Source organism: Streptomyces sp. NPDC039736 (assembly GCF_055596485.1).
The window spans coordinates 548,697-571,649 of the sequence record NZ_JBVIUQ010000004.1; the positions used below are offsets into that span (position 1 = coordinate 548,697).

The 22,953-nt window shown below is 71.9% G+C and carries 19 protein-coding genes and 2 tRNA genes; 8 read left to right on the forward strand and 13 right to left on the reverse strand.

Annotation, left to right across the window (positions count from 1 at the left end; all coding sequences use genetic code 11):
• Positions 1-398: 398 nt before the first annotated feature.
• Together ACZ56L_RS15825 and ACZ56L_RS15830 are read left to right on the forward strand one after the other, a co-directional pair.
• Positions 399-1,394 (forward strand): D-2-hydroxyacid dehydrogenase, encoded by a 996-nt coding sequence (locus ACZ56L_RS15825; protein ID WP_471064523.1) that lies wholly within the window; start codon positions 399-401, stop codon positions 1,392-1,394.
• The gene (locus ACZ56L_RS15830; RefSeq protein WP_401761209.1) at positions 1,378-2,793 is read left to right on the forward strand and encodes an amidase; all 1,416 of its coding nucleotides are present in this window, start codon (positions 1,378-1,380) and stop codon (positions 2,791-2,793) included. Before ACZ56L_RS15825 ends, ACZ56L_RS15830 begins: the two co-directional genes overlap by 17 nt.
• Positions 2,794-2,807: 14 nt before the next feature.
• Here ACZ56L_RS15830 and ACZ56L_RS15835 read toward each other — a convergent pair whose 3' ends face one another.
• Together ACZ56L_RS15835 and ACZ56L_RS15840 are read right to left on the reverse strand one after the other, a co-directional pair.
• On the reverse strand, positions 2,808-3,710 hold the full coding sequence (locus ACZ56L_RS15835; RefSeq protein WP_468688000.1) for a D-alanyl-D-alanine carboxypeptidase family protein: 903 nt from the start codon (positions 3,708-3,710) through the stop codon (positions 2,808-2,810).
• A gap of 255 nt (positions 3,711-3,965) precedes the next feature.
• Positions 3,966-4,385 carry a hypothetical protein gene (locus tag ACZ56L_RS15840; RefSeq protein ID WP_471064525.1) on the reverse strand — a complete coding sequence of 140 codons (420 nt, stop codon included), beginning with the start codon at positions 4,383-4,385 and terminating at the stop codon, positions 3,966-3,968.
• A gap of 166 nt (positions 4,386-4,551) precedes the next feature.
• Between ACZ56L_RS15840 and ACZ56L_RS15845 the strand changes: the two genes are divergently transcribed.
• Positions 4,552-5,280, forward strand: coding sequence for a class I SAM-dependent methyltransferase (locus ACZ56L_RS15845; protein WP_471064698.1), 729 nt, complete (start codon positions 4,552-4,554; stop codon positions 5,278-5,280).
• Between the two features lie 49 nt (positions 5,281-5,329).
• Here the strand turns inward: ACZ56L_RS15845 and ACZ56L_RS15850 are convergent, their stop codons facing one another.
• Positions 5,330-5,911 (reverse strand): hypothetical protein, encoded by a 582-nt coding sequence (locus ACZ56L_RS15850; RefSeq protein WP_471064527.1) that lies wholly within the window; start codon positions 5,909-5,911, stop codon positions 5,330-5,332.
• Positions 5,912-6,282: 371 nt separating this feature from the next.
• Between ACZ56L_RS15850 and ACZ56L_RS15855 the strand changes: the two genes are divergently transcribed.
• Together ACZ56L_RS15855 and ACZ56L_RS15860 are read left to right on the forward strand one after the other, a co-directional pair.
• Complete coding sequence (locus ACZ56L_RS15855) at positions 6,283-7,053, forward strand: IclR family transcriptional regulator domain-containing protein (RefSeq protein WP_345222692.1); 771 nt, start codon at positions 6,283-6,285, stop codon at positions 7,051-7,053.
• Between the two features lie 60 nt (positions 7,054-7,113).
• Positions 7,114-7,187, forward strand: a tRNA-Lys gene (locus ACZ56L_RS15860).
• 71 nt (positions 7,188-7,258) lie between these two features.
• Here ACZ56L_RS15860 and rfbB read toward each other — a convergent pair.
• The 4 genes from rfbB to ACZ56L_RS15880 all read right to left on the reverse strand — a co-directional run bounded on the left by rfbB (position 7,259) and on the right by ACZ56L_RS15880 (position 11,594).
• Positions 7,259-8,209 carry a dTDP-glucose 4,6-dehydratase gene (gene rfbB, locus ACZ56L_RS15865; RefSeq protein ID WP_471064529.1) on the reverse strand — a complete coding sequence of 317 codons (951 nt, stop codon included), beginning with the start codon at positions 8,207-8,209 and terminating at the stop codon, positions 7,259-7,261.
• Between the two features lie 279 nt (positions 8,210-8,488).
• Positions 8,489-9,082, reverse strand: a complete 594-nt coding sequence (locus tag ACZ56L_RS15870) for a lytic polysaccharide monooxygenase auxiliary activity family 9 protein (RefSeq protein ID WP_345222688.1) — start codon at positions 9,080-9,082, stop codon at positions 8,489-8,491.
• Between the two features lie 203 nt (positions 9,083-9,285).
• On the reverse strand, positions 9,286-10,362 hold the full coding sequence (locus ACZ56L_RS15875) for an SPFH domain-containing protein (protein ID WP_471064532.1): 1,077 nt from the start codon (positions 10,360-10,362) through the stop codon (positions 9,286-9,288).
• A complete protein-coding gene (locus ACZ56L_RS15880; protein WP_471064534.1) occupies positions 10,359-11,594 on the reverse strand; it encodes a peptidoglycan-binding protein in 1,236 nt (411 codons plus the stop codon). The genes ACZ56L_RS15875 and ACZ56L_RS15880 overlap by 4 nt, the downstream gene beginning before the upstream one ends.
• A gap of 128 nt (positions 11,595-11,722) precedes the next feature.
• Between ACZ56L_RS15880 and ACZ56L_RS15885 the strand changes: the two genes are divergently transcribed.
• The 3 genes from ACZ56L_RS15885 to glxA all read left to right on the forward strand — a co-directional run bounded on the left by ACZ56L_RS15885 (position 11,723) and on the right by glxA (position 16,182).
• Positions 11,723-11,796, forward strand: a tRNA-Lys gene (locus ACZ56L_RS15885).
• A 439-nt stretch (positions 11,797-12,235) separates the two neighbouring features.
• Complete coding sequence (locus ACZ56L_RS15890) at positions 12,236-14,242, forward strand: glycosyltransferase family 2 protein (protein ID WP_345222680.1); 2,007 nt, start codon at positions 12,236-12,238, stop codon at positions 14,240-14,242.
• Positions 14,239-16,182, forward strand: coding sequence for a radical copper oxidase GlxA (gene glxA, locus ACZ56L_RS15895; protein WP_345222678.1), 1,944 nt, complete (start codon positions 14,239-14,241; stop codon positions 16,180-16,182). The genes ACZ56L_RS15890 and glxA overlap by 4 nt, the downstream gene beginning before the upstream one ends.
• Positions 16,183-16,277: 95 nt before the next feature.
• Here glxA and ACZ56L_RS15900 read toward each other — a convergent pair whose 3' ends face one another.
• From ACZ56L_RS15900 to ACZ56L_RS15925, 6 genes are all read right to left on the reverse strand, one after another.
• A complete protein-coding gene (locus tag ACZ56L_RS15900; protein ID WP_345222675.1) occupies positions 16,278-17,291 on the reverse strand; it encodes a glycoside hydrolase family 6 protein in 1,014 nt (337 codons plus the stop codon).
• Between the two features lie 603 nt (positions 17,292-17,894).
• The gene (locus ACZ56L_RS15905) at positions 17,895-18,575 is read right to left on the reverse strand and encodes a class F sortase (protein WP_471064537.1); all 681 of its coding nucleotides are present in this window, start codon (positions 18,573-18,575) and stop codon (positions 17,895-17,897) included.
• Between the two features lie 52 nt (positions 18,576-18,627).
• Positions 18,628-19,191 (reverse strand): hypothetical protein, encoded by a 564-nt coding sequence (locus tag ACZ56L_RS15910; protein ID WP_345222670.1) that lies wholly within the window; start codon positions 19,189-19,191, stop codon positions 18,628-18,630.
• Between the two features lie 108 nt (positions 19,192-19,299).
• A complete protein-coding gene (locus ACZ56L_RS15915; protein WP_345222668.1) occupies positions 19,300-20,079 on the reverse strand; it encodes an HAD-IIA family hydrolase in 780 nt (259 codons plus the stop codon).
• Between the two features lie 76 nt (positions 20,080-20,155).
• A complete protein-coding gene (locus tag ACZ56L_RS15920; protein WP_345222666.1) occupies positions 20,156-21,667 on the reverse strand; it encodes an alkaline phosphatase family protein in 1,512 nt (503 codons plus the stop codon).
• A gap of 192 nt (positions 21,668-21,859) precedes the next feature.
• Entirely contained in the window at positions 21,860-22,927 is a 1,068-nt protein-coding gene (locus ACZ56L_RS15925; protein ID WP_345222664.1) for a 2-aminoethylphosphonate ABC transporter substrate-binding protein, read from the reverse strand.
• Between the last annotated feature and the right edge of the window lie 26 nt (positions 22,928-22,953).

Genomic DNA, 22,953 nt, shown 5'->3' on the forward strand with positions numbered 1-22,953 from the left:
CCTCCTGCGGGGTGCGGGGCGGTTCGTTCGAACGTCGTCCCCCGGCCAACAGGAGGCCGACTCCGGATATTCCCCGCCGCGGGACGGCACCGCCCCTTCGGGGGCGCGGGGAACTCCGCGACCAGCCACGACGCTCCCGTACGGGACCCGGTGGCAGCCGCGCGGCGAGCGCTCCGGGGAGAGGGGCGGGTCCGGGGCCTCTCCTGCCTGAGCGGCACGGGCTGAAGCGTCCGGCACGGGGCTGGGCTCGCGGCCCCGGCGAGGGCGTACGGCCGGTGCGGAACAGGTGACCGCCAGGACGGGACGCCGGGTGTCGGCGACCGTGGAGTGCGGGTACGGGTGTGGTCGATCCGTACGCCATCCGTGCAAGCCGGACGCGACGAAACGGTTCCTCCGCCATGACAGCTGTGAACGACGCGGCCCCCGCGCCCGGCGCGCGCGACGTGACCCTTCTCGTGCTGGACGCCGAGCCGCCGCCCCGCCTGGGCAGCCTCACCGGACGGGTCCGCGTCCTGCACGGCGACGAGGCGACGTTCGCCCGCTGGCTCCCCGAGGCAGACGCCGTGCTGGTGTGGGACTTCCTCTCGGACGCGGTACGGCGCGCCTGGCCGGGGCCCGGTGCGCGGCCGCGCTGGGTGCACACGGCGAGCGCCGGGGTGGATCACCTGATGTGCCCGGAGCTGACCGCGTCGGACACGGTCGTGACGAACGCGCGGGGCGTCTTCGAGACGCCGATCGCCGAGTACGTGGCAGGGCTGGTCCTGGCCGCGGCGAAGGACTTCCGCGGCACCGACGAGGCGCAGCGCGGGCGTCGTTGGCAGCACCGGGAGACCCGCAGGGTGGCCGGGACGCGGGCGGTGGTGGTCGGTGCGGGCCCGGTCGGGCGGGCCGTCGCCGGCACCCTGAAGGGCCTCGGGGTGAAGGTGGCGCTGACGGGGCGCACGGCCCGCGCGGGGGTGCACGGACCCGAGGACCTCCTGCCGCTGCTCGCCGGCGCGGACTGGGTGGTGGCGGCGGCGCCGCTCACCGGTACGACACGGGGGATGTTCGACGCGCGGGCATTCGGCGCGATGAGCCCGAGCGCGTACTTCATCAACGTCGGGCGCGGTCAACTCGTGGTGGAGGCGGACCTGTTGGCCGCGCTGCGCAGGCGCTGGATCGGCGGGGCCGCACTCGACGTCTTCGAGCGGGAGCCCCTTCCCCCCGACAGCCCGCTGTGGGACGCCCCCGGGCTGGTGGTCTCGCCGCACATGAGCGGGGACGTGGTGGGACGGCGTGACGAACTGGCCCGCCAGTTCCTGGAGTTGTTCGACCTGTGGGCGGCCGGGAAGCCGCTTCCGAATGTAGTCGACAAGAATGTTGGGTACGTCCCCCTGCATGACGGAACCCACTGAACCGACCGCCCTGACCGCGTTCACCGCCCGTCGGCTCCTCGCCGCCTACGAGAAGGGGGAGCTGTCGCCCGTCGAAGCCGCCCGGGCCGTCCTGGACCGGGCCGAGGAGATCCAGCCCGCGCTGAACGCCTTCGTGTCGATCGACCGGGAGGGCGCCCTCGCCCAGGCCCGCGCGTCGGAGGAGCGGTGGCGCAGGCGGCAGCCGCAGGGGCTGCTGGACGGGGTGCCGGTGACGGTCAAGGACCTCCTCCTCACCCGGGGCACGCCGACGCTGCGCGGTTCGTACTCCACGTCCGCCGACGGGAGGTGGGACGAGGACTCCCCCTCGGTGGCCCGGCTGCGCGAGCACGGGGCGGTGTTCGTGGGCAAGACGACGACACCGGAGTTCGGCTGGAAGGGCGTCACCGACTCCCCCCGTTTCGGGATCACCCGCAACCCGCACGACCCGTCCCGTACCGCAGGGGGTTCCAGCGGCGGCAGCGCGGCGGCGGTCGCGGCGGGGGCGGGACCGCTGTCGGTGGGCACGGACGGGGGCGGCTCGGTCCGCATACCGGCGTCGTTCTGCGGCGTCTTCGGCATGAAGCCCACCCACGGCCGCGTCCCGCTCTATCCGTCCTCCCCCTTCGGGACGCTCACGCACGCGGGGCCGATGACGCGGGACGCGGCGGACGCGGCGCTGATGCTGGACGTGATGGCCGGGGAGGCGGACCACCGCGACTGGTCGCAGTCCCCGGTGACGGACGACGGGGTGCGCACCGGCCTGGACGACGGCGTACGGGGCCTGCGCGTCGCCTACTCCGCCACGCTGGGCGGACAGGTCAACGTGCACCCGGAGGTGGCGGCCCGGGTGCGGAACGCGGTCGCGGCGCTGGCTTCGCTCGGCGCGTACGTGGAGGAGGCGGACCCGGACTTCGCGGACCCGGTGGAGGCGTTCCACGTGCTGTGGTTCAGCGGCGCGGCCCGGGTGGCGCAGCGCCTGAACCGCGAGCAGCGGGAGGCGCTCGACCCGGGGCTGCGGGAGATCGCCGGGGCCGGGGCGCGGATGAGCGCCCTCGACTACCTGGCGGCGGTGGACGCGCGGATGGAGCTGGGGCGGCGGATGGGCGCCTTCCACCGGACGTACGACGTGCTGGTCACCCCGACCCTTCCCGTCACGGCCTTCGAGGCGGGGACGGAGGTGCCGCGGCGGCTCGGGAAGCGCAGGTGGACGGGGTGGACCCCGTTCACGTACCCCTTCAACCTCACCCAGCAGCCCGCGGCGACGGTCCCCTGCGGGACGGACGCCGCCGGTCTGCCGGTCGGGGTGCAACTGGTCGCGGCCCGCCACCACGACGCCCTGGTCCTGCGCGTGGCGCACGCGCTGTACGGGGCGGGGGTGGCGGGAGCGGCAGGGGTCTGAGGCCAGGGGGGCGGCTAGCCCTTGAAGCCGTGGTCGAGGAGCCTGCCGGCGTCCTTGGCGCGGTTCACGTCGGAGGACGCGGCGAGGACGGTTCCGTACAGGGTCGTGGAGCCGCGCCTGACGGCGAAGACCAGGCAGTACTTGGCGGAGGGCCCGGAGCCGGTCTTGATGCCGAGGGTGCCGCGGTAACTGGCGAGCAGCGGGTTGGTGTTGGTCCACTTCATGTCGCGGCGGCCGCCGGATTTGGTGACCGTGCGCTGGGTGGTCGACCTGGTGGCGACCACCGCCCGGAAGGTGGTGTTCTTCATCGCGCTCACGGCGAGCCGGGTGAGGTCGCGGGGGGTGGAGTAGTTGCCGTTGCCGCCGAGTCCGTCGAAGGAGTCGAAGTGGGTGTTCTTCAGGCCGAGGGAGCGGGCGGAGGCGTTCATCCTGCCGATGAAGGACTTCACCCGGGCCTCGCGGGTTTTTCCCGTACCGAACGTGTCGGCGAGGGCGTACGCGGCGTCGCAGCCGGAGGGGAGCATCAGCCCGTACAGGAGCTGACGGACGGTGACCCTGTCGCCGACGATGAGGCGGGCCGACGAGGCGGTGTTCTTGACGATGTGGTCGCTGTACGCCTTCTGGACCACGACCTTGGAATCGAGGTCGAGGCCCTTGGACTCCAGGACCACCTTCGCCGTCATGATCTTGGTGGTGGAGCCGGTGGGCAGGCGGCTGTCGGCGGCCTTGGCGTAGAGGGTCCGGCCGCTTCCCGCGTTCATCAGGAAGGCGCCCCTGGCGGTGACGGCGGGGGCCCGGGGAGCGGCCGCCGGGGCTCCGACGGCGACGGCGGGCACGGGGGCGGCCTGCGCGGGGGCGGCCGCGACTCCGGCGGCGAGCACCGAGGAGGCGGTGGCGGCGGCCGTCACGGCGAGCACCGGGGCGCGGCGCGGCCGGGGGTTCCTCGGGTGCGGACGCGGTACGTTCCGGAAGCGGCCGGTCGCGCCGCCGGCCCGGTTCACCACGGTCTGCTCGGTGTCAACGGTTTTCACGGTGCTGCTCCCCATGTCCAGGTCGGGCGGCCACACGAGAATGTCGCCTACCCCGCCTGACGAATGAGCGGGCCCGGGGGCACGGCCTGCGCCGGGATTTCCCACCACGTGGTCATCCGCGCGGGCGGCGCGGGGGCGGGTTCAGGCCACCTCGGGCATGCGCCGCCCTCCGCCGCGCACCGCCATGAAGATCCCGGCGGGCAGCAGCACCAGGCCCGCCAGGCCCTGCGGGAGCCACGCCTCCTTGCCGGGGACGACGGCCGTGTCCGCGCCGGGGCCGTCCACGAGCACGGTGACCGGCTCCTGCGGCTTCGCCGTCGGGAAGGTCGTGCCGACCTCCAGGTACGGGATGAAGAAGGTGCGGTCCGCCGGGTGGAAGGAACCCGCGCACGTGTAGGCGGGGTCGTCCCTGTCGGACGTGTCGGAGCCCTGGCAGCGGACCCCGGTGAGGGAGCCTTCGACTCCGGTCAACTGGGTGTGCAGCCGCAGGGCGGCGACGACCAGCAGCACCGCCCCGCCGCCGATCGCCGGCAGGATTCTCCACGCACGCCCGACCGACACCGTTCCCCCGATTGCTCCACCGGCCCCCCACCCCTTGGCGGACCTGCGCAGATCAGCCGTACCGGCCCCTCGGGCGGAACGGGTTCCCGGAGCTGTTCCGAACGGCTGGAGAACGCCTTTCCCCCACCGCGCCCGCCGTGCTGCGATGCGCCCCATGAACCACATCGTGCGCGAGGGATACCAGGGCACCGGACCCGGGGCGATCACCCCGGACGGGTGCGCCGTGGAGCTGTACCGGCGGATCGGGGTCAGGGACGAGCCGCAGTGGATCGCCCGGGCGGTCGGCGAGCGGACCCGGGGGCTGCGGCTGCTCGAACTCGGCTGCGGGGTGGGCCGGTTGACCCGGCCGCTCATCGAGCTGGGGTTCGAGGTGACCGCCGTGGACGAGTCGCCGGAGATGCTCGCCGCCGTGCGGGAGGCCCTGCCGGGCGTGCGTACCGTACGCAGTTCCATCGAGGACCTGGAGCTGGGCGGGGCGGGCGGCGTCGAGCGCTTCGACGTCGTCCTGCTCGCCTCCTTCCTGGTGCACGCGGGAACCGAGGGCGTGCGCGAGGCGATCCTGCGGACCTGCCGGCGGCACGTCGCCGAGGGCGGGGTCGTGGTGATCCAGCGGAAGCCGGCCGAGCAGGACGCGAAGCTGCCGTACGAGCGGCGGGAGGGCGAGGGGCTCATCCGGATCTCGTCGTCCCGGCCGCCGGAGGGGGTCGGGCGGCCGGGGGCGCGGCAGTTGCTGTGCGAGTACACGTACCCCGACGCGAAGTGGACGCAGACCTACCTGTCGTGCGCGTTGACGGACGCGGAGTTCGAGGCGGCGCTGGAGGAGGCGGGGCTGTCCGTGACGGGGTACGTGGACCCGGCCAGGGCGTGGGTCCGGGCGGTGCCGGTCGGGCCGTGAGCCGGCCGGGGCGGGAACCGGCGCCGGGCGGACCCGTGTCCGCCCGCCGTCAGCGGGCCCCCTCCAGCTCCGCCAGCACGCGCAGGGCCCGCCCGCGTGCGCGGCGCACGGAGATCCAGGCCGCGACCTGCACGGCCGCCATGGCGAGCCAGTAGCCCATCCACGCCCACTCCCCGTCCAGGCCCCGGAATACGGCGCTCAGCAGGAAGAGGGCGATCATCACCGGGTACAGCCACTTCAGCATGAGTGGGTTCGGCACGGTCCGCCGCGCCAGCACCGCCATCGCCGCGCGGGCCCGCGCCGACTGCGGGATGCGCTCCTTGGCCAGGCGGCGGGAGAGCACCGGCACCGCGGCGGGCGGCACCCCCATCTCCTCGCTCCACCTGTGCCGCAGGCGCCGTCCGGCCCAGGCGCACCCGCCCCACAGGACCACCGCCCCGACACTGAACCCCACCACGTACGCGAGGTCCAGGAACAGCGCCGCGAACACGACGGCCAGGACGCAGAGTCCCGCCACGACCCCCAGCAGGACCCCCATGTTGTCGCTCCACCGCCGCTCCGCCTCCCAGTCGAAGCCCAGGTCGGATCCGTCCTCGGACGTGTCGGGGGCATCGGGGTACGCGGTGGACATCGCGAGCTCCTCCAGAGGCGGTCGGCGGCACGGCGCGCGCCGTTCAACTTCCCTGCTGCGGCGCTGAGTTCGGGTGCCCGAGCCCTCACGCCGCATGCGCGCCCGGCGTGCAGGACTCCTTCCTGGCCGGGAAGGGCCCCCTCGGAACCCTCGCGCGTCCCCCTCCGCCCGAAATCGTGATCTGCCTCCGGCATATGCCAGGAGCAGCGCACCGCAGGTCACCGGGGTGACCGCGCCACGCCTCCCGGAGTCAATTTGTCAACCCCCGTCCCGTCGGCGGTGGTTGGCGGCTATCGTGGCGCGTGACGACGCACGACCGACGCAGCCGCAGCCGACCCGCAGCCATACCTCACCTGCCGTAGGGGGACACCGTGGCGCTGAAGCCCGAGCCGACCACGCCGCAGAGCCCGCAACGCCAGGTGCGGCACGCCCTGCGCGTACTGGAGACGGTCTCCCGGCACGGCGGCGGCACCACCGCCGACCGCATCGCCCGCGAGACCGGCCTGGACCCCGCCGAACTGCGCCCCCTGCTGCTGATGCTCCGCCGCGAGGGGTACGTCGGACAGCTCGCCGACGGCGCCTATGTGTCCGGCGAGGCCCTCGAACTCGTCGGCACGCCCGGCACCACCCGCCGCGAGCTGGTCGAGCAGCGGCTCCAGCAGGCCCTGGACCAGCTCCGCGACTCGGTGGGCGCGGCCATATACCTGGGGCGTTACGTGGACGGCGAGATCAAGGTGACCCAGGTCGCGGAGGGCCCGCTGACCCCCAAGGTCAACGAGTGGGTCGACTTCCGCTCCTCGGCGCACGCCAGCGCGGTCGGCAAGTGCCTGCTCACCCAGCTCGACCGGGACGGCCGCCGCGACCACCTCTCCCGGCACCGGACGGCCCGCCTGACCTCCCGCACGATCACCGACGAACGCGTGCTGTTCTCCGCGCTGGACGCCCAGCCCCCGACCGTTCCGGTGCTGGACATCCAGGAGTACGCGCTGGGCACGGTCTGCGCGGCGGTCCCCCTCACGGCGGGCGCCGCCGTGGGCTGCCTCGCCCTCTCGCTCCCGCTGGAGCACGCGCACCGCCTGCGCCAGGCGGCGGACGCGCTGAACCGGCGGGCGACCCCGATGGCGCTCTCACTCTCCCTCTGAGCCGCCGGCGGGCCCGTGGTCGCGAGCACCCGCTCGGACCAGGTACGATTGATGAGTCAAGCGCCGCTAGCTCAGTTGGTTAGAGCAGCTGACTCTTAATCAGCGGGTCCGGGGTTCGAGTCCCTGGCGGCGCACTTGACGAGGAGGCCCGGTACCGAACGCATTCGGTACCGGGCCTCCTCGCGTCGCCGTCCGCCGGCTCCGCCTACCGCCATGCGGGGTGGGCCCGGTGCCAGTCGACGGTGGCCGCGAGGCCCTCGACGAAGGGGATCTCGGGGGCGTACCCCAGCTCCCGCCTGATCCGGCTGTCGTCGAGCGCGTACCGCAGGTCGTGCCCCTTGCGGTCCGCCACCCGCCGCACCAGGCCCGGGTCGGCCCCGGTGAGCTCGACCAGCAGGGCGGCCAGCCGGGCGTTGGTCAGGGCGTCCCCGCTTCCGATGTTGTAGACGCCCCCCGGGGCTCCCTTGGCCAGCACCAGGTCCACCGCCCGCGCGTGGTCGTCGACGTGCAGCCACTCGCGGACGTTTCGTCCGGTGCCGTACAGCGGGACGCTCTCGCCGGCGAGGAGGCGGGAGGTGAAGTGCGGGATGAGCTTCTCGGGGTGCTGGCGGGGCCCGTAGTTGTTGCAGCACCGGGTGATCCGGACGTCGAGTCCGTGCGTACGCCCGTAGGCGCGGGCGACGAGATCCCCGCTCGCCTTGGACGCGGCGTACGGGGAATTGGGGGCGAGCGGGGACTCCTCCGTCCACTTCCCGTGGTCGATCGACCCGTAGACCTCGTCGGTGGAGACGACGACGACCGGCCCGACGCCGGTGCGCAGGCAGGCGTCGAGGAGGGTCTGGGTGCCGAGGACGTTCGTACGGACGAAGGCGGCGGCGGAGTCGATGGAGCGGTCCACGTGGGACTCGGCGGCGAAGTGGACGACGGCGTCGTGCCCGGGGAGGAGGTCAAGCAGCAGGGACCGGTCGCAGACGTCGCCGTGCACGAAGGTGAGGCGCGGGTGCTCGGCGGGGAGGTTGTCGCGGCGTCCGGCGTAGGTGAGCAGGTCGAGCACGGTCACCCGGTCCTGCTCACGCCCCGGAATCCGCCCGCCGAGCAGGAGCCGGGCATAGGCGGAGCCGATGAAGCCGGCGCCGCCGGTGAGAAGGATGTTCATGGGTCACTGGTCTCCGGGACCGATCGCGTACGCCCCCGAGCGTACCGGCCGGACGACAGCTCCTCACGCGGAGGCCCGGGGCCGCGCCCCCTTCAGGGGCGCGGGGAACCGCGCGACCAGCCACGACGCGCCCGCGGGGAACCGTGCACCGGCCGCGCGGCGAACGCTTCGGGGAAGGGGCCGGAAACGGGGCGGGCCGCCCCCGGTCGGTTCCGGGGGCGGCCCGCACGTGCTCCGGGTGACGCACGCGAGATGACGTGCGCCCGGTGCCGCGACGAATCAGAACTGCACGTCCGAGCACGCGTAGAAGGCGTTCGGCGTGTCCGCGACGTTCCACACCGCCAGCACGACGTGCCGGCCCGACTTGCCGGCGGGGATCGTCCCCTGGTGGGTCAGCGTCGCGGGCGGCTGCTTGCCGCCGTAGGGCACGTTCAGGAACGGCTGCGGGTCGAGCGAGGCCCGGGTGAGCGGCCGGTTCGGGTCCCAACCCTGCTTGGTGATGTAGTACCGGAAGTCCGACGTGGCGTGCCGCGCCGTGAACTGCCAGCGGAAGGAGTAGCCCTGCCCGCCGGTCACCTTCGTGGCCGGCCAGGCGCCGGCCCGCGGGTCGTCGAGCTGGGCGAACTGGCTGTTGCCGCCCGCACAGATCCGGCCGTCGGCCGGTCCCGCCGCCGGGAAGCCCTTGAGGCCCTCGACGCTCTGCGGCTCCCACTGGATGGAGCCGCAGTTCTTGACGGTGCCGTTGCTGCAGAGTTTCTGCCGGCTGATGGGTGAGTCGGTGTACCCGTGGCTGGTGGCGCTGCCGGTGGCCAGCACGGCGCTGCCCGCGACGGCGAGTCCTACGACGGCAGCACTGAGTGCCCTTTTACGCATGATCGCTCCAGGAGAACGTGGGGGGGCTCTGTGAGCTGTACAGGAGGTACGGACACGCGCGCGTGGCACTGCTGAGGATGACGGCCTTGGGGATTGCGGTCTAGACCAAGGCCCAATGTAGGGACGCCAGTTGGACATGTCCAGACCAATGTCCGAACTCGAGGAGACTTGCCGGAACTCGTCCGGAACCGACGCCTCCCGTGCTACCTCCCGCCGAGGTACGCGACCGTCAACTCCCGGACGAGCGCGTGGCGTTCGTAGGCGTCGAGCTCCCCCACCAGCCCGCGCCCGGTGAGCCCGCGCACCGTGTCCTCCACCGCGTCGACCGCGCCCGCCAGGGCCCGCTCCCGGTCCGCCGCGTCCAGGGCGGCGAACCTCCTGCGGCGCATCGTCTCGGCCACCTCCGGCGCGTACTCGATCCGCAGCGGCTGCACCGAGAACACCTCGATCCCGGCCGCCGCCGCCCGCGCCGCCACCTGCCGGGTCAGCGCGTCCCCGACCGCCGCCGCGTCCCGCACGGTGCGCACCTCGCCGCCCCCCTTGGTCCCGAACGCGTCGGCGGGCAGCCGCGAGAACACCCGGGCGAGCCCCGCCTCGACCTGGCCGCGCAGGTGCCCGGCGTGGTCGGTCACCGCGAGGGTGGCCCGCGCGGTGTCCGCGACCCGCCACACCACCAGCACGACGACCCGCAGCGGAATGCCGCTGCGGTCGGCCACCGGCAGCGGCTCGCTCCGCCAGTGCTTGAGCGTGACGTCCACCCGGCGGCGCACCAGCAGCGGGTTCAGCCACATCAGCCCGGTGCGCCGCACGCTCCCCCGGTACGCCCCGAAGAGGGTGAGCACGGACGCCTGCCCCTCCCTCCCCCGGGTCAGCCCGCCGAACGCGCCCAGCCCGACCACGAAAAGCCCGGCCAGCGCCCCCCACGCGGCGGTTCCCATGCCGTCGTAACGGCGCGGGGGCAGTCCGAGCACTCCCCGCACCGGCCCCGGGGCGAGCCCCGCCCACCACAGCACCGCCGCGCACCCGGCCAGCGCCGCCAGCCCCACGGCGACCGCCGCCCAGCCGGGGCCCGCCGGTCCCGGCCGTTCCACCGGCACCCGGTCCGCGGTCCCGGCGGCGCGCGGCGCGGGCGCGCCCGTCCGTTCCGTCTCGTCGCGGAAGAGCAGGTGCACCGGGATCTCGGTGGTGGCTTCGTTCCTGATCACCGAGTGGCGGCTCGCGGCGCTCACCACGCCGGCCGCCTCCGTTCCCGTACTCGTACTCGTGGAATCGGTCGTCACCGCGCACCCTCCGTCGTCGCCGTCGTGGCGAACAGCCGCCGCCAGGTCTCCGGTCCCGGGTAGCCGTCGGCCTCCGCGCCCCGCCAGCCCTGGGCCCGCTGGAACGCCTCGACGTTGCGCCGGTCGGCCTCGGTCCAGCGGGGCCCGGGGCCCACCGTGTAGTGCCGGCCGAAGCCCTTCTCCGTCAGCCGCTGCCCGAGCTGCTTGACGTACGCGTTGGACTGGCCGGGCCGGAAGTACCGCGCGCCCGGGTAGACGGGGGCGCCGGGAGCCCCCTGCACCTGGGCGCCGCCGACGAGGCCCTTGTAGCGGTAGGCCAGATAGCGGTCCGCGTTGTTCCAGTAGCCGAGCGGGGTGGCCTGGTGGCGGGTCTTGGGGCGGGTCTGCTCGTAGGCGAGGTAGTGGTCGTGGGTGTAGTCGGTCCAGCCGCCGAAGATGGTGACGTGGGAGCCGTCGTGCGGGTCCCTGGTGTTGTGGAAGAGCAGGATGTCACCGGGCTGGAGCTGGTCGCGGGGCACCCGCACCCCGTACTGGGCGAGGCTGCCGGTCCACTCGTTGCCGGGCAGTCCCCAGGCCATCGAGACGTACCCCGAACAGTCCTGCCGGTAGCCGTCGCTCCAGTACTTGTCCATGCTGTACGGCACTCCGGCCGCCACCCAGGTCTGGGCGCGCTTGATGATCTGGGCCCGGGTGGCGGGCTTCAGCTTCGGCGCGGCGGCCACCCCGGAGGGGCCGGGGGTGCCTGTCGCCCCGGGCACCCGGGAGGCAGAAGCGGAAGCGGAAGCGGAACCGCCGTACAGGGGAGCGGTGCGGCCCTGCGGAACGGGCACGTCGCGCGCCTCCCGGCCGTCCTTCCGCCGCTCGGCCCGGCCGCCCTTCCGCCGTTCCGCCCGTTCGGCCGCCCCGGCCCGCTCCTCCCCGGCCCGCCTCTCCTCGGCCCGCTCGGTCCGGTGCGTACCGTGGTCGTGGTGGTTGCTTTTATGACTTCTGTCGCGTTTGTCACGCTGGTCGTGGGGAACCCGCTCCGTCGCCGCCGGCGTCCACGGTGCGGCCCCGGCCGCACCCCCGCCGCCCAGCACCGCTCCGGCCGCGGTGACCAGTACCAGCGCCGTCCGCGCGGCGTGACCCCCGTCACGTGCACAAGGTCCGCCCGACCGGCGTTCCCGCCGACGGGCGGCGCATCCGGCGCAGGGGCAGTCGGCGGCGGGCTGAATTTCCTCGAACTGGATCACACGCCGAGTGTCCCAACTGCCCGGACATACCGCATCTTGACGGAGTGAAATATCTCATGAAAGACATCCTGGACACTCGCTGGTTCAAACCACTCTCGAACATCCGGTAGAGTTCTCGATGTCAGCAGGCGCCGCTAGCTCAGTTGGTTAGAGCAGCTGACTCTTAATCAGCGGGTCCGGGGTTCGAGTCCCTGGCGGCGCACGCGCAACCGAGACCCTCCCACCACCGGTGGGAGGGTCTCGGTCGTTCCCACGGGTCCGGGCCCTCCCCGGGCCCGCCCCGGGTCCCGGCGACCCGTGCGATCAGCGACCCTTGCGATCACATGAAGAGTCGGGGAATCTATCCTGGAGCCAGTGGCTCCAATGGGGCGGACGGTTCGCCGAGTTGAGGCTCGGACAGCCGACGGGGGGACGGCCGGGCCATGCGGGACGCGTCAGCGTGCCCCTCCCCCAGAATGGAGAGGGGCCCCTTTCGCCGACCGATGTCAGGGCGGGCATCATGCAACCGGAAGGTTGTCGTCCTGTGTCTGTGGTGATGGCGGCCTGCCCATGGATGCGTTCGGGACGGTCGAGGGGGACCGCCAGCGAGCGAAGAGACCTACGAACTCACGCAGCCAGTCTTGCGTGCGGGGGGATGACTCATGACGTCGACGCCGAGCGGCGCCGGGCAGTACCACGACCCTACCCACGACCCCACCCAGACGACGCAGCTGCGGGTTCCGCCGCCTCCGTCCGGCGGACAGGGGCGCCGACAGCAGAAGGCGCTGCCCAAGTACGACTACGAGCACTACAGCCGGCTGGCCGGTCCGCTGACCCAGCCGGACCCCTCCAGGCCGTACAAGGTCCAGTACCGCTCGCTGATCTCCCAGGAGCCGCACCGCATACGTGCCGCGCTCCTCCTCGGCGCCGCCCCGCTGCTCTCCCTCGGTCTCTTCATCTGGCTGATGCAGCCGGGCCACTGGACCGACCGCGACCCGAACCTGCAGGACGACCTGCTGCGCGCGCTCGACGTCGTCATGCTCGTGGCGATCGGCCTCATCGAGCTCTTCCGCACGATGAACGTGATCTCCAACGCGCACGCCACCCTGGTGGCCCGTGACCCGATCCCGGTCGTCCCCGAGTCCGGCACCCGGGTCGCCTTCATGACCTCCTTCGTGCCCGGCAAGGAGCCGCTGGAGATGGTCACCAAGACCCTGGAGGCGGCCGTCAAGATCCGCCACCGGGGCCTGCTGCACATCTGGCTGCTCGACGAGGGCGACGACCCCGAGGTCAAGGCCGTCTGCGAGCGCCTCGGCGTGCACCACTTCTCCCGCAAGGGCGTCGCGAAGTGGAACCAGAAGAAGGGTCCGCACCGCGCCAAGACCAAGCACGGCAACTACAACGCGTGGCTGGACGCGCACGGCGACGACTACGACTACTTCGCCTCGGTCGACACCGACCACATCCCGCTCCCGAACTACCTGGAGCGCATGCTCGGCTACTTCCGCGACCCGGACGTCGGCTTCGTCATCGGCCCGCAGGTCTACGGCAACTACGACTCCTTCGTCACCAAGGCCGCCGAGTCGCAGCAGTTCCTCTTCCACGCCCTGATCCAGCGCGCGGGCAACCGCTACGGCGCGCCGATGTTCGTCGGCACCTCCAACGCCGTGCGCATCAAGGCGCTGAAGCAGATCGGCGGTCTGTACGACTCGATCACCGAGGACATGGCGACCGGCTTCGAGATCCACCGCGCCAAGAACCCGGCGACGGGAAAGAAGTGGCGCTCGGTCTACACCCCGGACGTGCTGGCCGTCGGCGAGGGCCCGTCCGCCTGGACGGACTTCTTCACCCAGCAGCTCCGCTGGTCGCGCGGCACCTACGAGACGATCCTCAAGCAGTACTGGAGGGGCTGGGGCACGCTTCCCCCCGGCAAGCTCTTCAACTACACGATGATGATCATCTTCTACCCGATGTCCGCCATGAACTGGATCCTGGCCGCGCTCTCCTGTGCGCTGTTCCTGGGCATGGGCGCCTCGGGCGTCCAGATCGACCCGGTCATCTGGATGATGCTGTACGGCAACGCCTCGGCCCTCCAGGTCGGCCTCTACATCTGGAACCGCCGCCACAACGTCTCCCCGCACGAGCCCGAGGGCTCCGGCGGTCTGGCCGGCATGGCGATGTCCGCGATGTCCGCGCCGCTGTACGCGCGCGCCCTCATGGACTCCGTGCTGCGCCGCAAGTCCAGCTTCGTGGTGACGCCCAAGGGCGAGTCGGCCAGCCCCGACACCCTCTTCGGCACCTTCCGCATCCACCTGTTCTTCATCGCGATCTTCGCGGGCTCCATCGGCGTCTCGTTCTGGCGCGGCCACTCGCACCCGGCGATGGTCACCTGGGCGACGCTCGCCATGCTCGTCACGGCGGCGCCGATCATCGCCTGGCGGATCGGCATGCGGATGGAGAAGAAGAACGGCAGGCCCGGCCCGCAGCAGGGTCCCGGTTCCGCGGGCGGCGCCCCGGAGTACGGCGACCAGCAGGCCTTCCCGGGCCAGAACCAGGGTCAGTACCCGGGTCAGTACGGCGACGGCGGCCACGCACCGCAGCAGCGGCCGAGCTGGGCCCCGGCCGACCAGACCATGCAGATTTCTTCCCTTGGGGGACGTAAGAAATGAGTTTCCGTCCGAGCCGCCGGGCCAAGCGACTCTCCATCACGGCGGCCGTGGTCGTCGCCGTGGCGGCGTTCAACGGGCCCGCGCTGTACCGCTTCGGGTCGGAGCAGTACCACGAGTACAAGATCAACCGCCCCGAGTACAAGGCGGAGAACGGACACTGGGACTTCCTGGACGTCCCGACCAAGTTCAAGATCAACACGATTCACTCGGCACTGCTGCACACCGGCAAGGTCCTGCTCATCGCGGGTTCCGGCAACAACCAGAAGAACTTCGACGCGGGCAAGTTCGAGTCGGTCCTGTGGGACCCGAAGAACAACACGTACAAGATGATCAAGACCCCGAAGGACATGTTCTGCTCGGGTCACACGCAGCTGGGCGACGGCAAGCTGCTCGTCGCCGGCGGCACCAAGCGGTACGAGAAGCTCGAAGGCGACGTCACCAAGGCCGGCGGCCTGATGGTGGTGCACAACGAGAACCCGGACAAGCCGATCACCATCCCCGCCGGGACCGTCTTCAAGGGCAAGAAGAACGGCAAGACGTTCGTCTCCAAGGACCCGGTCCTGGTGGAGAAGGCCAAGAAGGTCTTCGCCACCTCCGGGCCCAACAAGGGCAAGTTCCTGCGCACCGAGGCGGGCCTGGGACGCACCTACGTCGAGGCGCAGCAGTCCGGCAAGCAGTACGAGTCGGGCGCCCAGGACAACTACGCGATCCCCTCGCTGACCGGCAAGGAAGCCCAGAACACCTACGGCGTCGCCGAGAAGCTCGCGCTGGACAAGAAGGACTTCCAGGGCATCCGGGAGGCCTACGAGTTCGACCCGGTGGCGGAGAAGTACATCACCGTCGACCCGATGAACGAGGCCCGCTGGTACCCCTCGCTCACCACGCTCAAGGACGGCAAGGTCCTGGCCACCTCGGGCCTGGACGACATCGGCCAGATCGTCCCGGGCAAGGACGAGATCTACGACCCGAAGACGAAGACCTGGAAGTACACGGGCTTCGAGCGGCGGCTGCCGACGTACCCGTCGCTCTTCCTGCTGGGCAGCGGCAAGCTGATCTACACCGGCTCGAACGCCGGATACGGCCCGGCCGACGTCGGCCGTGACCCCGGCATCTGGGACCTGTCCAACAACAAGTTCCAGAAGATCCCGGGCATGAGCGACCCGGACCAGCTGGAGACCTCGGCCTCGGTCATGCTGCCCCCGGCGCAGGACCAGAAGTTCATGGTCATCGGCGGCGGCGGGGTCGGCGAGTCGGAGAAGTCCAGCGAGAAGACCCGCCTGGTCGACGCCACCGAGCCGAACCCGGCCTTCAAGGACGGCCCCTCGCTGGCCAAGGGCACCCGGTACCCGAGCGCGTCCCTGCTGCCCGACGACACCGTGCTGGTGTCCGGCGGCTCGGAGGACTACCGCGGTCGCAGCGACTCCAACGTCAAGGAGGCGCGCATCTACGACCCGAAGACCAACAAGTTCAAGCAGGTCGCCGACCCGAACGTGGGCCGCAACTACCACTCGCAGACGGTGCTGCTGCCCGACGGCCGGGTGATGAGCGCGGGCTCGGACTCCCTGTTCTCGGACAAGGCCAACACCCGGCCGGGCGTCTTCGAGCAGCGCATCGAGATCTACACCCCGCCCTACCTCTACCGGGACTCGCGGCCGAAGCTGACCGAAGGACCCAAGGAGATCAAGCGGGGCGCCACCGCCACCTTCAAGTCCGCGCAGGCCTCGTCCATCAAGACGGCGAAGCTGATGCGGCCGAGCGCGGTGACGCACATGACCGACATGGACCAGCGCAGCATCGCGCTGGAGTTCAAGAAGACGGCCGACGGCGTCTCCGTCACCGTCCCGAAGAACCGCGCGCTGGTGCCCTCCGGGTACTACATGCTCTTCGTGACGGACGACCAGGGCACGCCCTCCGAGGCGGTCTGGGTGGACGTCCAGTAGGCATCCGGCAGTAGGCACGCGTAAGGGGCGCCCTCCCTGGAGGGCGCCCCTTACTGTTCTCCCGGCTGCTTCCCGGCTGCTTTCCCGTACGGGACCTACTTGGCGTTCTTGGCCAGGCCCAGCGCGTAGTCCCCGTACCAGCGGCCGGCCTCCGGGCCGCCCTTGCAGGTGCCGTCGGACTCGCCGGGGCGCTTCACCCAGAGCAGGGCGTGCACCTGCGGATCGCCGGTCTCGGTGGTGGGGGCCTCGCCGAGAGCGCGTCCCGGCGGGTTGCACCAGCGCTCCTTGGGGTCGCCCTTGGTGTACGGGCCGTTGCCGTTGCGGCTGGTGTCGATCACGAAGGGCTTGTTGCCGACCTTCGCCGAGAGCTCCTTGCCGTACTTCTTGCTGGCCTCGGTGGTGTAGTAGTTCGAGACGTTCACCGAGAAGCCGTCGGCCTGGTCGACGCCCGACCACTTCAGCGGCTCGAAGATCTGGTCCGGCTTGCCCCACCCCGCGTTGCCCGCGTCCAGGTAGACCTTGGTCTTCGGCTGCTGCTTGAGGGTCTTGATGGCGCCCTTGAGGAGGTCGTAGCGCTCCTCGTGGAACTTCCCCGGGGTGCAGGAGTCGACCATGTGCAGCACCGCGTCCGGCTCCAGGATGACGGTGGCCGGGCGGTCGCCGATGCCCTCGGCGACCTCCTTGACGAACTTCCGGTACGCGTTGCCGTCGGCGGCGCCGCCGCCGGAGTACTGGCCGCAGTCACGGTGCGGGATGTTGTAGAGGACGAGGATGGCCTCGCGGTCGGCCTTGGCGGCGGCCTCGGTGAAGCCCTGGGCCTGCTCCTTGGCGTTCTCCGGGATCAGCCACTCACCGGCCGGCTGCTGGGCGATCTTCTTGATCAGTTCCTTCTTGGCCGGGTCGCCCTCCTCGGCGAGCGCCTTGGCGGCCTTGGCCTGCGGATTGACCCAGTACGGGTCGTCGCCCTTGGGGAGCTGCGTGATCGGGGCCTCGCCGCCGGCGCCCCCGGCGTCGCCGCCGCCGTCCGAGGTGCAGCCCGTCAGGAGCAGGGCGGCCCCCACCGCCACCGCCCCGAGTGTGCGCACACGTCCGTTGTTACTGCCGTACATCGACTCCCCCTTGGGCGCCTGCCGAGGACTGACCGTCTCGAAGTGACTGCTCGAAATGAATGAACGTCTCAAAGTGACTGACTGTCTCGAAGATGAAAGAAGTTCCCGAGGCAGCCCCCCAGCCGCCCCTGCCCGGACACAGCCGGTCGAATCCAATCCTTCCACATGGAACGTGTGCCCCACTCGGTGCGTTCCCGTTCGTACGGACGCCGGCGCACCCCGCGCAACCTGCTTCTTCGGCCCGGTGGCCCGCCCCGGGCACGCGGCGGCGGCGCGGGCCCGCGCGGCGGACCCGGCGGCAGCCGGACCCGCGGCCCGGGACACGCCCCGCGGCCTTTCCGTGACTTCACGTCAGAAGCCCTCTGGAGAACGGGACTTGGCCGCTCTACAGTGGGAATGCGGCCCCGGCCCCCGGCCCGGGCATCCGAGTCGGCTCTGCCACCCGGCCTCCCGCGTCGGCGCCGGGCTTCTCCCGCAGTTCGTGCGCACGCGGTCGAGGACCGGCCCGGCCGACAGCTCCGGGGGGAGCGAGCAGTCGGCCGGGCCAGGTGCCCGCGGCGAACGGCGGCGGTGGCGGCGGGGGGCGGGTTCCCCCGGCGGCGCTCAGGACCTGGCCGGGGCCTCCGCGGCGTCCGTCAGGTAGGCGGAGACGACCACGTTGGCCGTGTAGTGCTTGGCCTCGTGGTCGTAGGTGCCGCCGCAGGTGATCAGCCGCAGCTCGGCGCGGCCGTCCTCGCGGGGGCCGTAGACCTTCTTCGCGTCGAACCTGTCCCGGCTGAAGACCTGGACGTCGTCGATGGTGAACTCGGTCACGGAGCCGTCCGCCGCGGTGACCTCGACCCGCTCGCCGGGGCGGGCGGAGCTGAGGCCGTAGAAGACGGCCGGCTTGCTCCGGGTGTCCACGTGCCCGACCATCAGCGCCACCCCGCTCGCGCCGGGGCGGGCGCCGTCCCGGAACCAGCCGACCTCGCGGGGCCGGTCGTACGGCGGCGGATCGACCGCCCCCGTCGCGTCGAGCCCGCGGGCGCTGACGGGGGCGGTGATGCCGAGCGAGGGGATCTCCACGCGGGCCGGGCGCACGCCCGCGACCGGCTCGTGCGCCTCGGGGAGCTCGACCTGCAGCAGTGGGCGTCCCACCGCGGCCACGTCACCGGTGGTCGGTGCGGCCCGGCCGCCCGGCGCGTCGGTGATGTCGCGGCCCCACAGCCACAGTCCGAGGAGCAGCACCGCCCAGGCGGTGCCCGTCAGGGCGCGGCCCTTGCCGGGCGCTCGGTCGGTGGTCATGTCACTCCCCTGTGCGTGTCGAGGGACGGACGGTCCCGGGTTCCCGGCGCCGTCAGTGCGTGCCGTTGCGGCGCTTGCGCGCCGACCGGGCCGCGACGGCGACCGCCGCCGCACCCGCGAGGCCGAGGCCGATCAGGGTGTGCCGGGTGCCGGGTCCCGCGGACTCGGCGGCCAGTGCGGTGCCGCCGCCGCCCGCGCGGACCGGGGCGGTCGGGTCGACCCGGTGGTGCACGACGGTGACGTTGCCGTTGGCGGAGCCGGAGCCGTCCTTGCACTTGACGGTGATGCCGTAGTCGCGGCCCCTCGCGTCCGAGCGGATGTGGGCCTCGGCGAAGAGACCGCCGTCGGCGGCGGGGCTGAAGTGGGCGGGCGAGGAGAACGCCTCCGATGTGCCGATGGCCTTCCTGCCCTCGCACACGTCGACCCGCAGATCCACCTCCCCGCCGGCCGCGACGGTGGACGGGGTGACGGTGACGGTGCCGTGGGACTCGTCATTGTTGGCCACGGCGGCCGGCGCGGGTGCGGCCGGTCCGGCTGCGGCGAGGGCGATGGGCGCGGGGGCGAGTACCGCCGCGAGCACCGCACCCGCACACAGGGTGAGTCGTGCTGAGCGCATAGTGAACCTCCTGGTACTTCAGAAGATCCACGCATAGGGGTGATTGCGCATCCGCAGGGGCCCGTCACTGCGCCGTACGGGCCCCCGCGGGTGATAAGGGGGGCCGGCTCAGACGCGCTCGACCAGGTCCGCGATCGAGTCGACCACCCAGGACGGCCGGAACGGGTACCGGTCGATGTCGTCCTTGCCGGTGAGCCCGGTGAGGACCAGGAAGGTCTCCATCCCGGCCTCCAGACCGGCCAGCACGTCGGTGTCCATCCGGTCGCCGATCATGGCGCTGGTCTCGGAGTGCGCGCCGATGGCGTTGAGGCCGGTGCGCATCATCAGCGGGTTGGGCTTGCCCGCGAAGTACGGCTTCTTGCCGGTCGCCTTGGTGATCAGGGCGGCGACGGCGCCGGTGGCGGGCAGCGGGCCCTCGGCGGAGGGGCCGGTCTCGTCGGGGTTGGTGCAGATGAAGCGGGCGCCGCCGTTGATCAGGCGGATCGCCTTGGTGAGGGCCTCGAAGGAGTACGTACGGGTCTCGCCGAGGACCACGTAGTCGGGCTCGTGGTCGGTGAGGACGTACCCGATGTCGTGCAGGGCGGTGGTCAGGCCCGCCTCGCCGATGACGTACGCGGTGCCGCCGGGGCGCTGGTCGTCCAGGAACTGCGCGGTGGCCAGCGCCGAGGTCCAGATGTTCTCCACCGGCACGTCCAGGCCCATCCGGGCGAGGCGGGCGTGCAGGTCACGGGCGGTGTAGATGGAGTTGTTCGTCAGGACCAGGAAGGGCTTCTCCGTGTCGCGGAGCCTGCGGATGAAGGCGTCGGCGCCGGGGATCGGGACGCCCTCGTGGATGAGGACTCCGTCCATGTCGGTGAGCCAGGACTCGATCGGCTTGCGCTCTGCCATCTGGTGGGACTCCCGCCGTACGTACACACATGAGACAAGGGGCGCGCACAACCCTGTGCACGCCCCCAGCCTAGTCTCAGGCGGTGACGGAGACGCCGTCGATCGTCCAGTACCAGTTGTTGCCGCCGGTGTAGCGGAAGCGGACCTGAGCGGTGGTGGCGCCCGCCGGGACCCGGAGCGTGATCCTCTCGACGCGGGACGGGGTGTCGGCGGTGTACGTCTTCACCGCGACCGGGGCCGCGTCGCCATAGGCCACGAGGACCTCGGCCCGCTGCGGGGACTCGTGGCGGTAGTACGTCGTGTACGTGAGGGTGGCCGACGCCCCCGGGGTCACCGGGAACTCCGGGCTGACCAGCGTCGAGTCGAAGGCGCCGGTGAAGGTCTTGTCGGCCCACTCGTCGCCGTCGCAGACCGCGAAGACGTTGCGGGCCCGGACGTTCAGCTCGCGCTGCTGGCCCTTCTCGGCCCTGGTCCAGAACTCGTCGGTGGTGAAGGACCAGCCGCGCCACTCGGTGACGCCGCCCGTGCCCATCCGGGAGTTGTCCACGGACCAGCCGCTGGGCGCGACATGGGTGAAGCCGAGGACGTCCGTGCCGATCCCGGTCTCGTCCACGCGTTGGCGGAGCGAGCCGCGCAGCGCGTCGAAGGCATCGGGGACGGGCTGCTGCACGGGGCGGCCGTCCAGGTTCCAGGTGGGGCTGATCGCGACGCCCAGGTGGTGCAGGGCGGAGACGGCGACGTCGGGCATCCTCACGTCGTGGCGGGTGACGCCGGCGGGCAGGCCGGCGCCGGTGGCGATCAGGAAGGTCTGGCGCTCGTCCCAGCTGTCGCCGCCGTGGCCGCCGGCCGCGGTGTGCCCGTGGTCGGCGGTGATCATGACGAGCCAGTCCTCGCCGGCGTACGTCGGACGGGACCGCACGGCGGTGAGGATCTCGCCCACCTGGGTGTCGGCCGCGTGCAGCGCGTCCAGGTACTGCCGGCTGGCGCTGCCGTGGCCGTGGCCCGCGTGGTCGACGTTGTCGAGGTGCACGAAGACCGCGTCGACGTCGGTCGCGACCCGGGCGACGGCGCGCCGGGTGGTGCCCGTGTCGTACTCGGCGGACGGGGTGGAGACCCGCTGGTCGACCTTCGCGGAGAAGATGACGTCGGTGACCGGGTTCCAGGACGCCACCGCGTACGTCTTCAGGGCCGGATCGGCGGTCTCGGCGCGGGTCAGGAAGTCCGGGTACCGGGCCAGGTCGTGGCCGGTGAAGTCGTTGTCGACCACCTTGTGCTTGTCCGGCCACACGCCCGTGATGAGGGTGGTCCAGCCGGGACCGGAGGAGGTCGGCGCCATCGGGTTGCTGTAGATGCTGGAGGGCGCGGTGATCCCGGCGGCCATCAGCGCGTCCAGGTGCGGGGTGTCGGCGTCCTTGATCCGGCGGATCATCGCCCCGTCCAGGCCGATGACCAGCACCTTCGGGGTCCTGGCCGCCCGGGCGGCGGACTCGGCGGCGGCCGCCCGGGCGGTGGCGGCGAGCGGGCCCGCCGTGGCGGCGACGGCGGCGGCGCCGAGCAGGACGGCGCGGCGCGGGATGCCTCGGGGCATGTCTTTCTCCAGGGAGACGGGTGGCGCGTGGGCGGGGAGCAGGGGGCGGGGGCGAGGCACCGTCCCCGGGGCGTCGGGGCTCCTCCGGGGGCGTGAGGGTCTGGACCAGACCCGTTACCTTTGTGTGATCAGAGGGCCGGGTCCGGACCTTCGGGGCGGAGCGCGGCCGGACGGTTGCCGACGGCGTCCGGGTCAGCTGCCGGTGGCGGTCTTCCAGGCGTCGACGTACTCCTTGAGGTTCTTGTCGATGTCGGCCCAGTCCGGAGTGAAGACGTCGACGCCGTCGAGGATCCGGCCGAGTGCGCGGGCGTTGGCGTCGTTCGGCTGGACGTTCGCGCGCGACGGGAAGCCGCCGCCGATGGAGCTGACCTCCTGCTGGGCCGCGTCGGACAGCAGGAAGTCGAGGAGCTTCTTGCCGTTCTCGGCGTGCGGGGCCTTGTCGAGGAGACCCGCGGCGTACGGCAGCGCGAAGGTGGTGGGCTTGACGCCGTCCGCCCGCGCCGGGAACCAAATGCCCAGGTTGGGGGCGGACTTGGACTGCGCGAAGTTCATCTGCACGTCGCCGTTGGCCACCAGGATCTCGCCCTTGTCGACCTTGGGCGCCAGCTTGGAGGTCGAGGAGGACGGGCCGACGTTGTTGGCCTGGAGCTTCTTCAGGTACGCCATCGCGGCGTCCTTGCCGCCGAAGTCGTGCATGGCCTTGATGACGACGGCGGTGCCGTCGCCCGCGACGCCCGGCGTCGAGTACTGGATCTTGCCCTTGAACTTGGGGTCGAGGAGGTCCTGCCAGGTCTCGGGGCTGTCGCCGGGGAGCTCCTTCTTGTTCTTGATGAACCCGAAGTAGTTGTTGACGACGGAGGTCCACTTGCCGTCGGCCGACTTGTTGGCGGGCTCGACCATGTCGGAGTTGACGGGCTTGTACGCCTGGAGCAGCCCCTTGGAGTCGGCCTGCTGGATGAACGGCGGCAGCGTGACGATGACGTCGGCCTGCGTGTTGGACTTCTCGCGCAGGGCGCGCTGCACCATCTCGCCGGAGCCGCCCTCCACGTACTTGACTTTGATGCCGGTCTTCTTCTCGAAGTCCTTGAAGACCTTGTCGTACCAGCCGTCGCCCTTCTCGCCCTTGAGGCCGTCGGCGCTGTAGACGGTGACGGTCTTCTCGTCGGAGGAGGCGGCGGAGGACCCGCCGCAGGCGGAGAGGGAGGCGGCGAGGGCGAGGCTGCCGGTGACGGCGGCGAGCGGCTTGAGGGTGCGGTGCATGGCGTTTCGTGTCTCCAGGGCAGGGG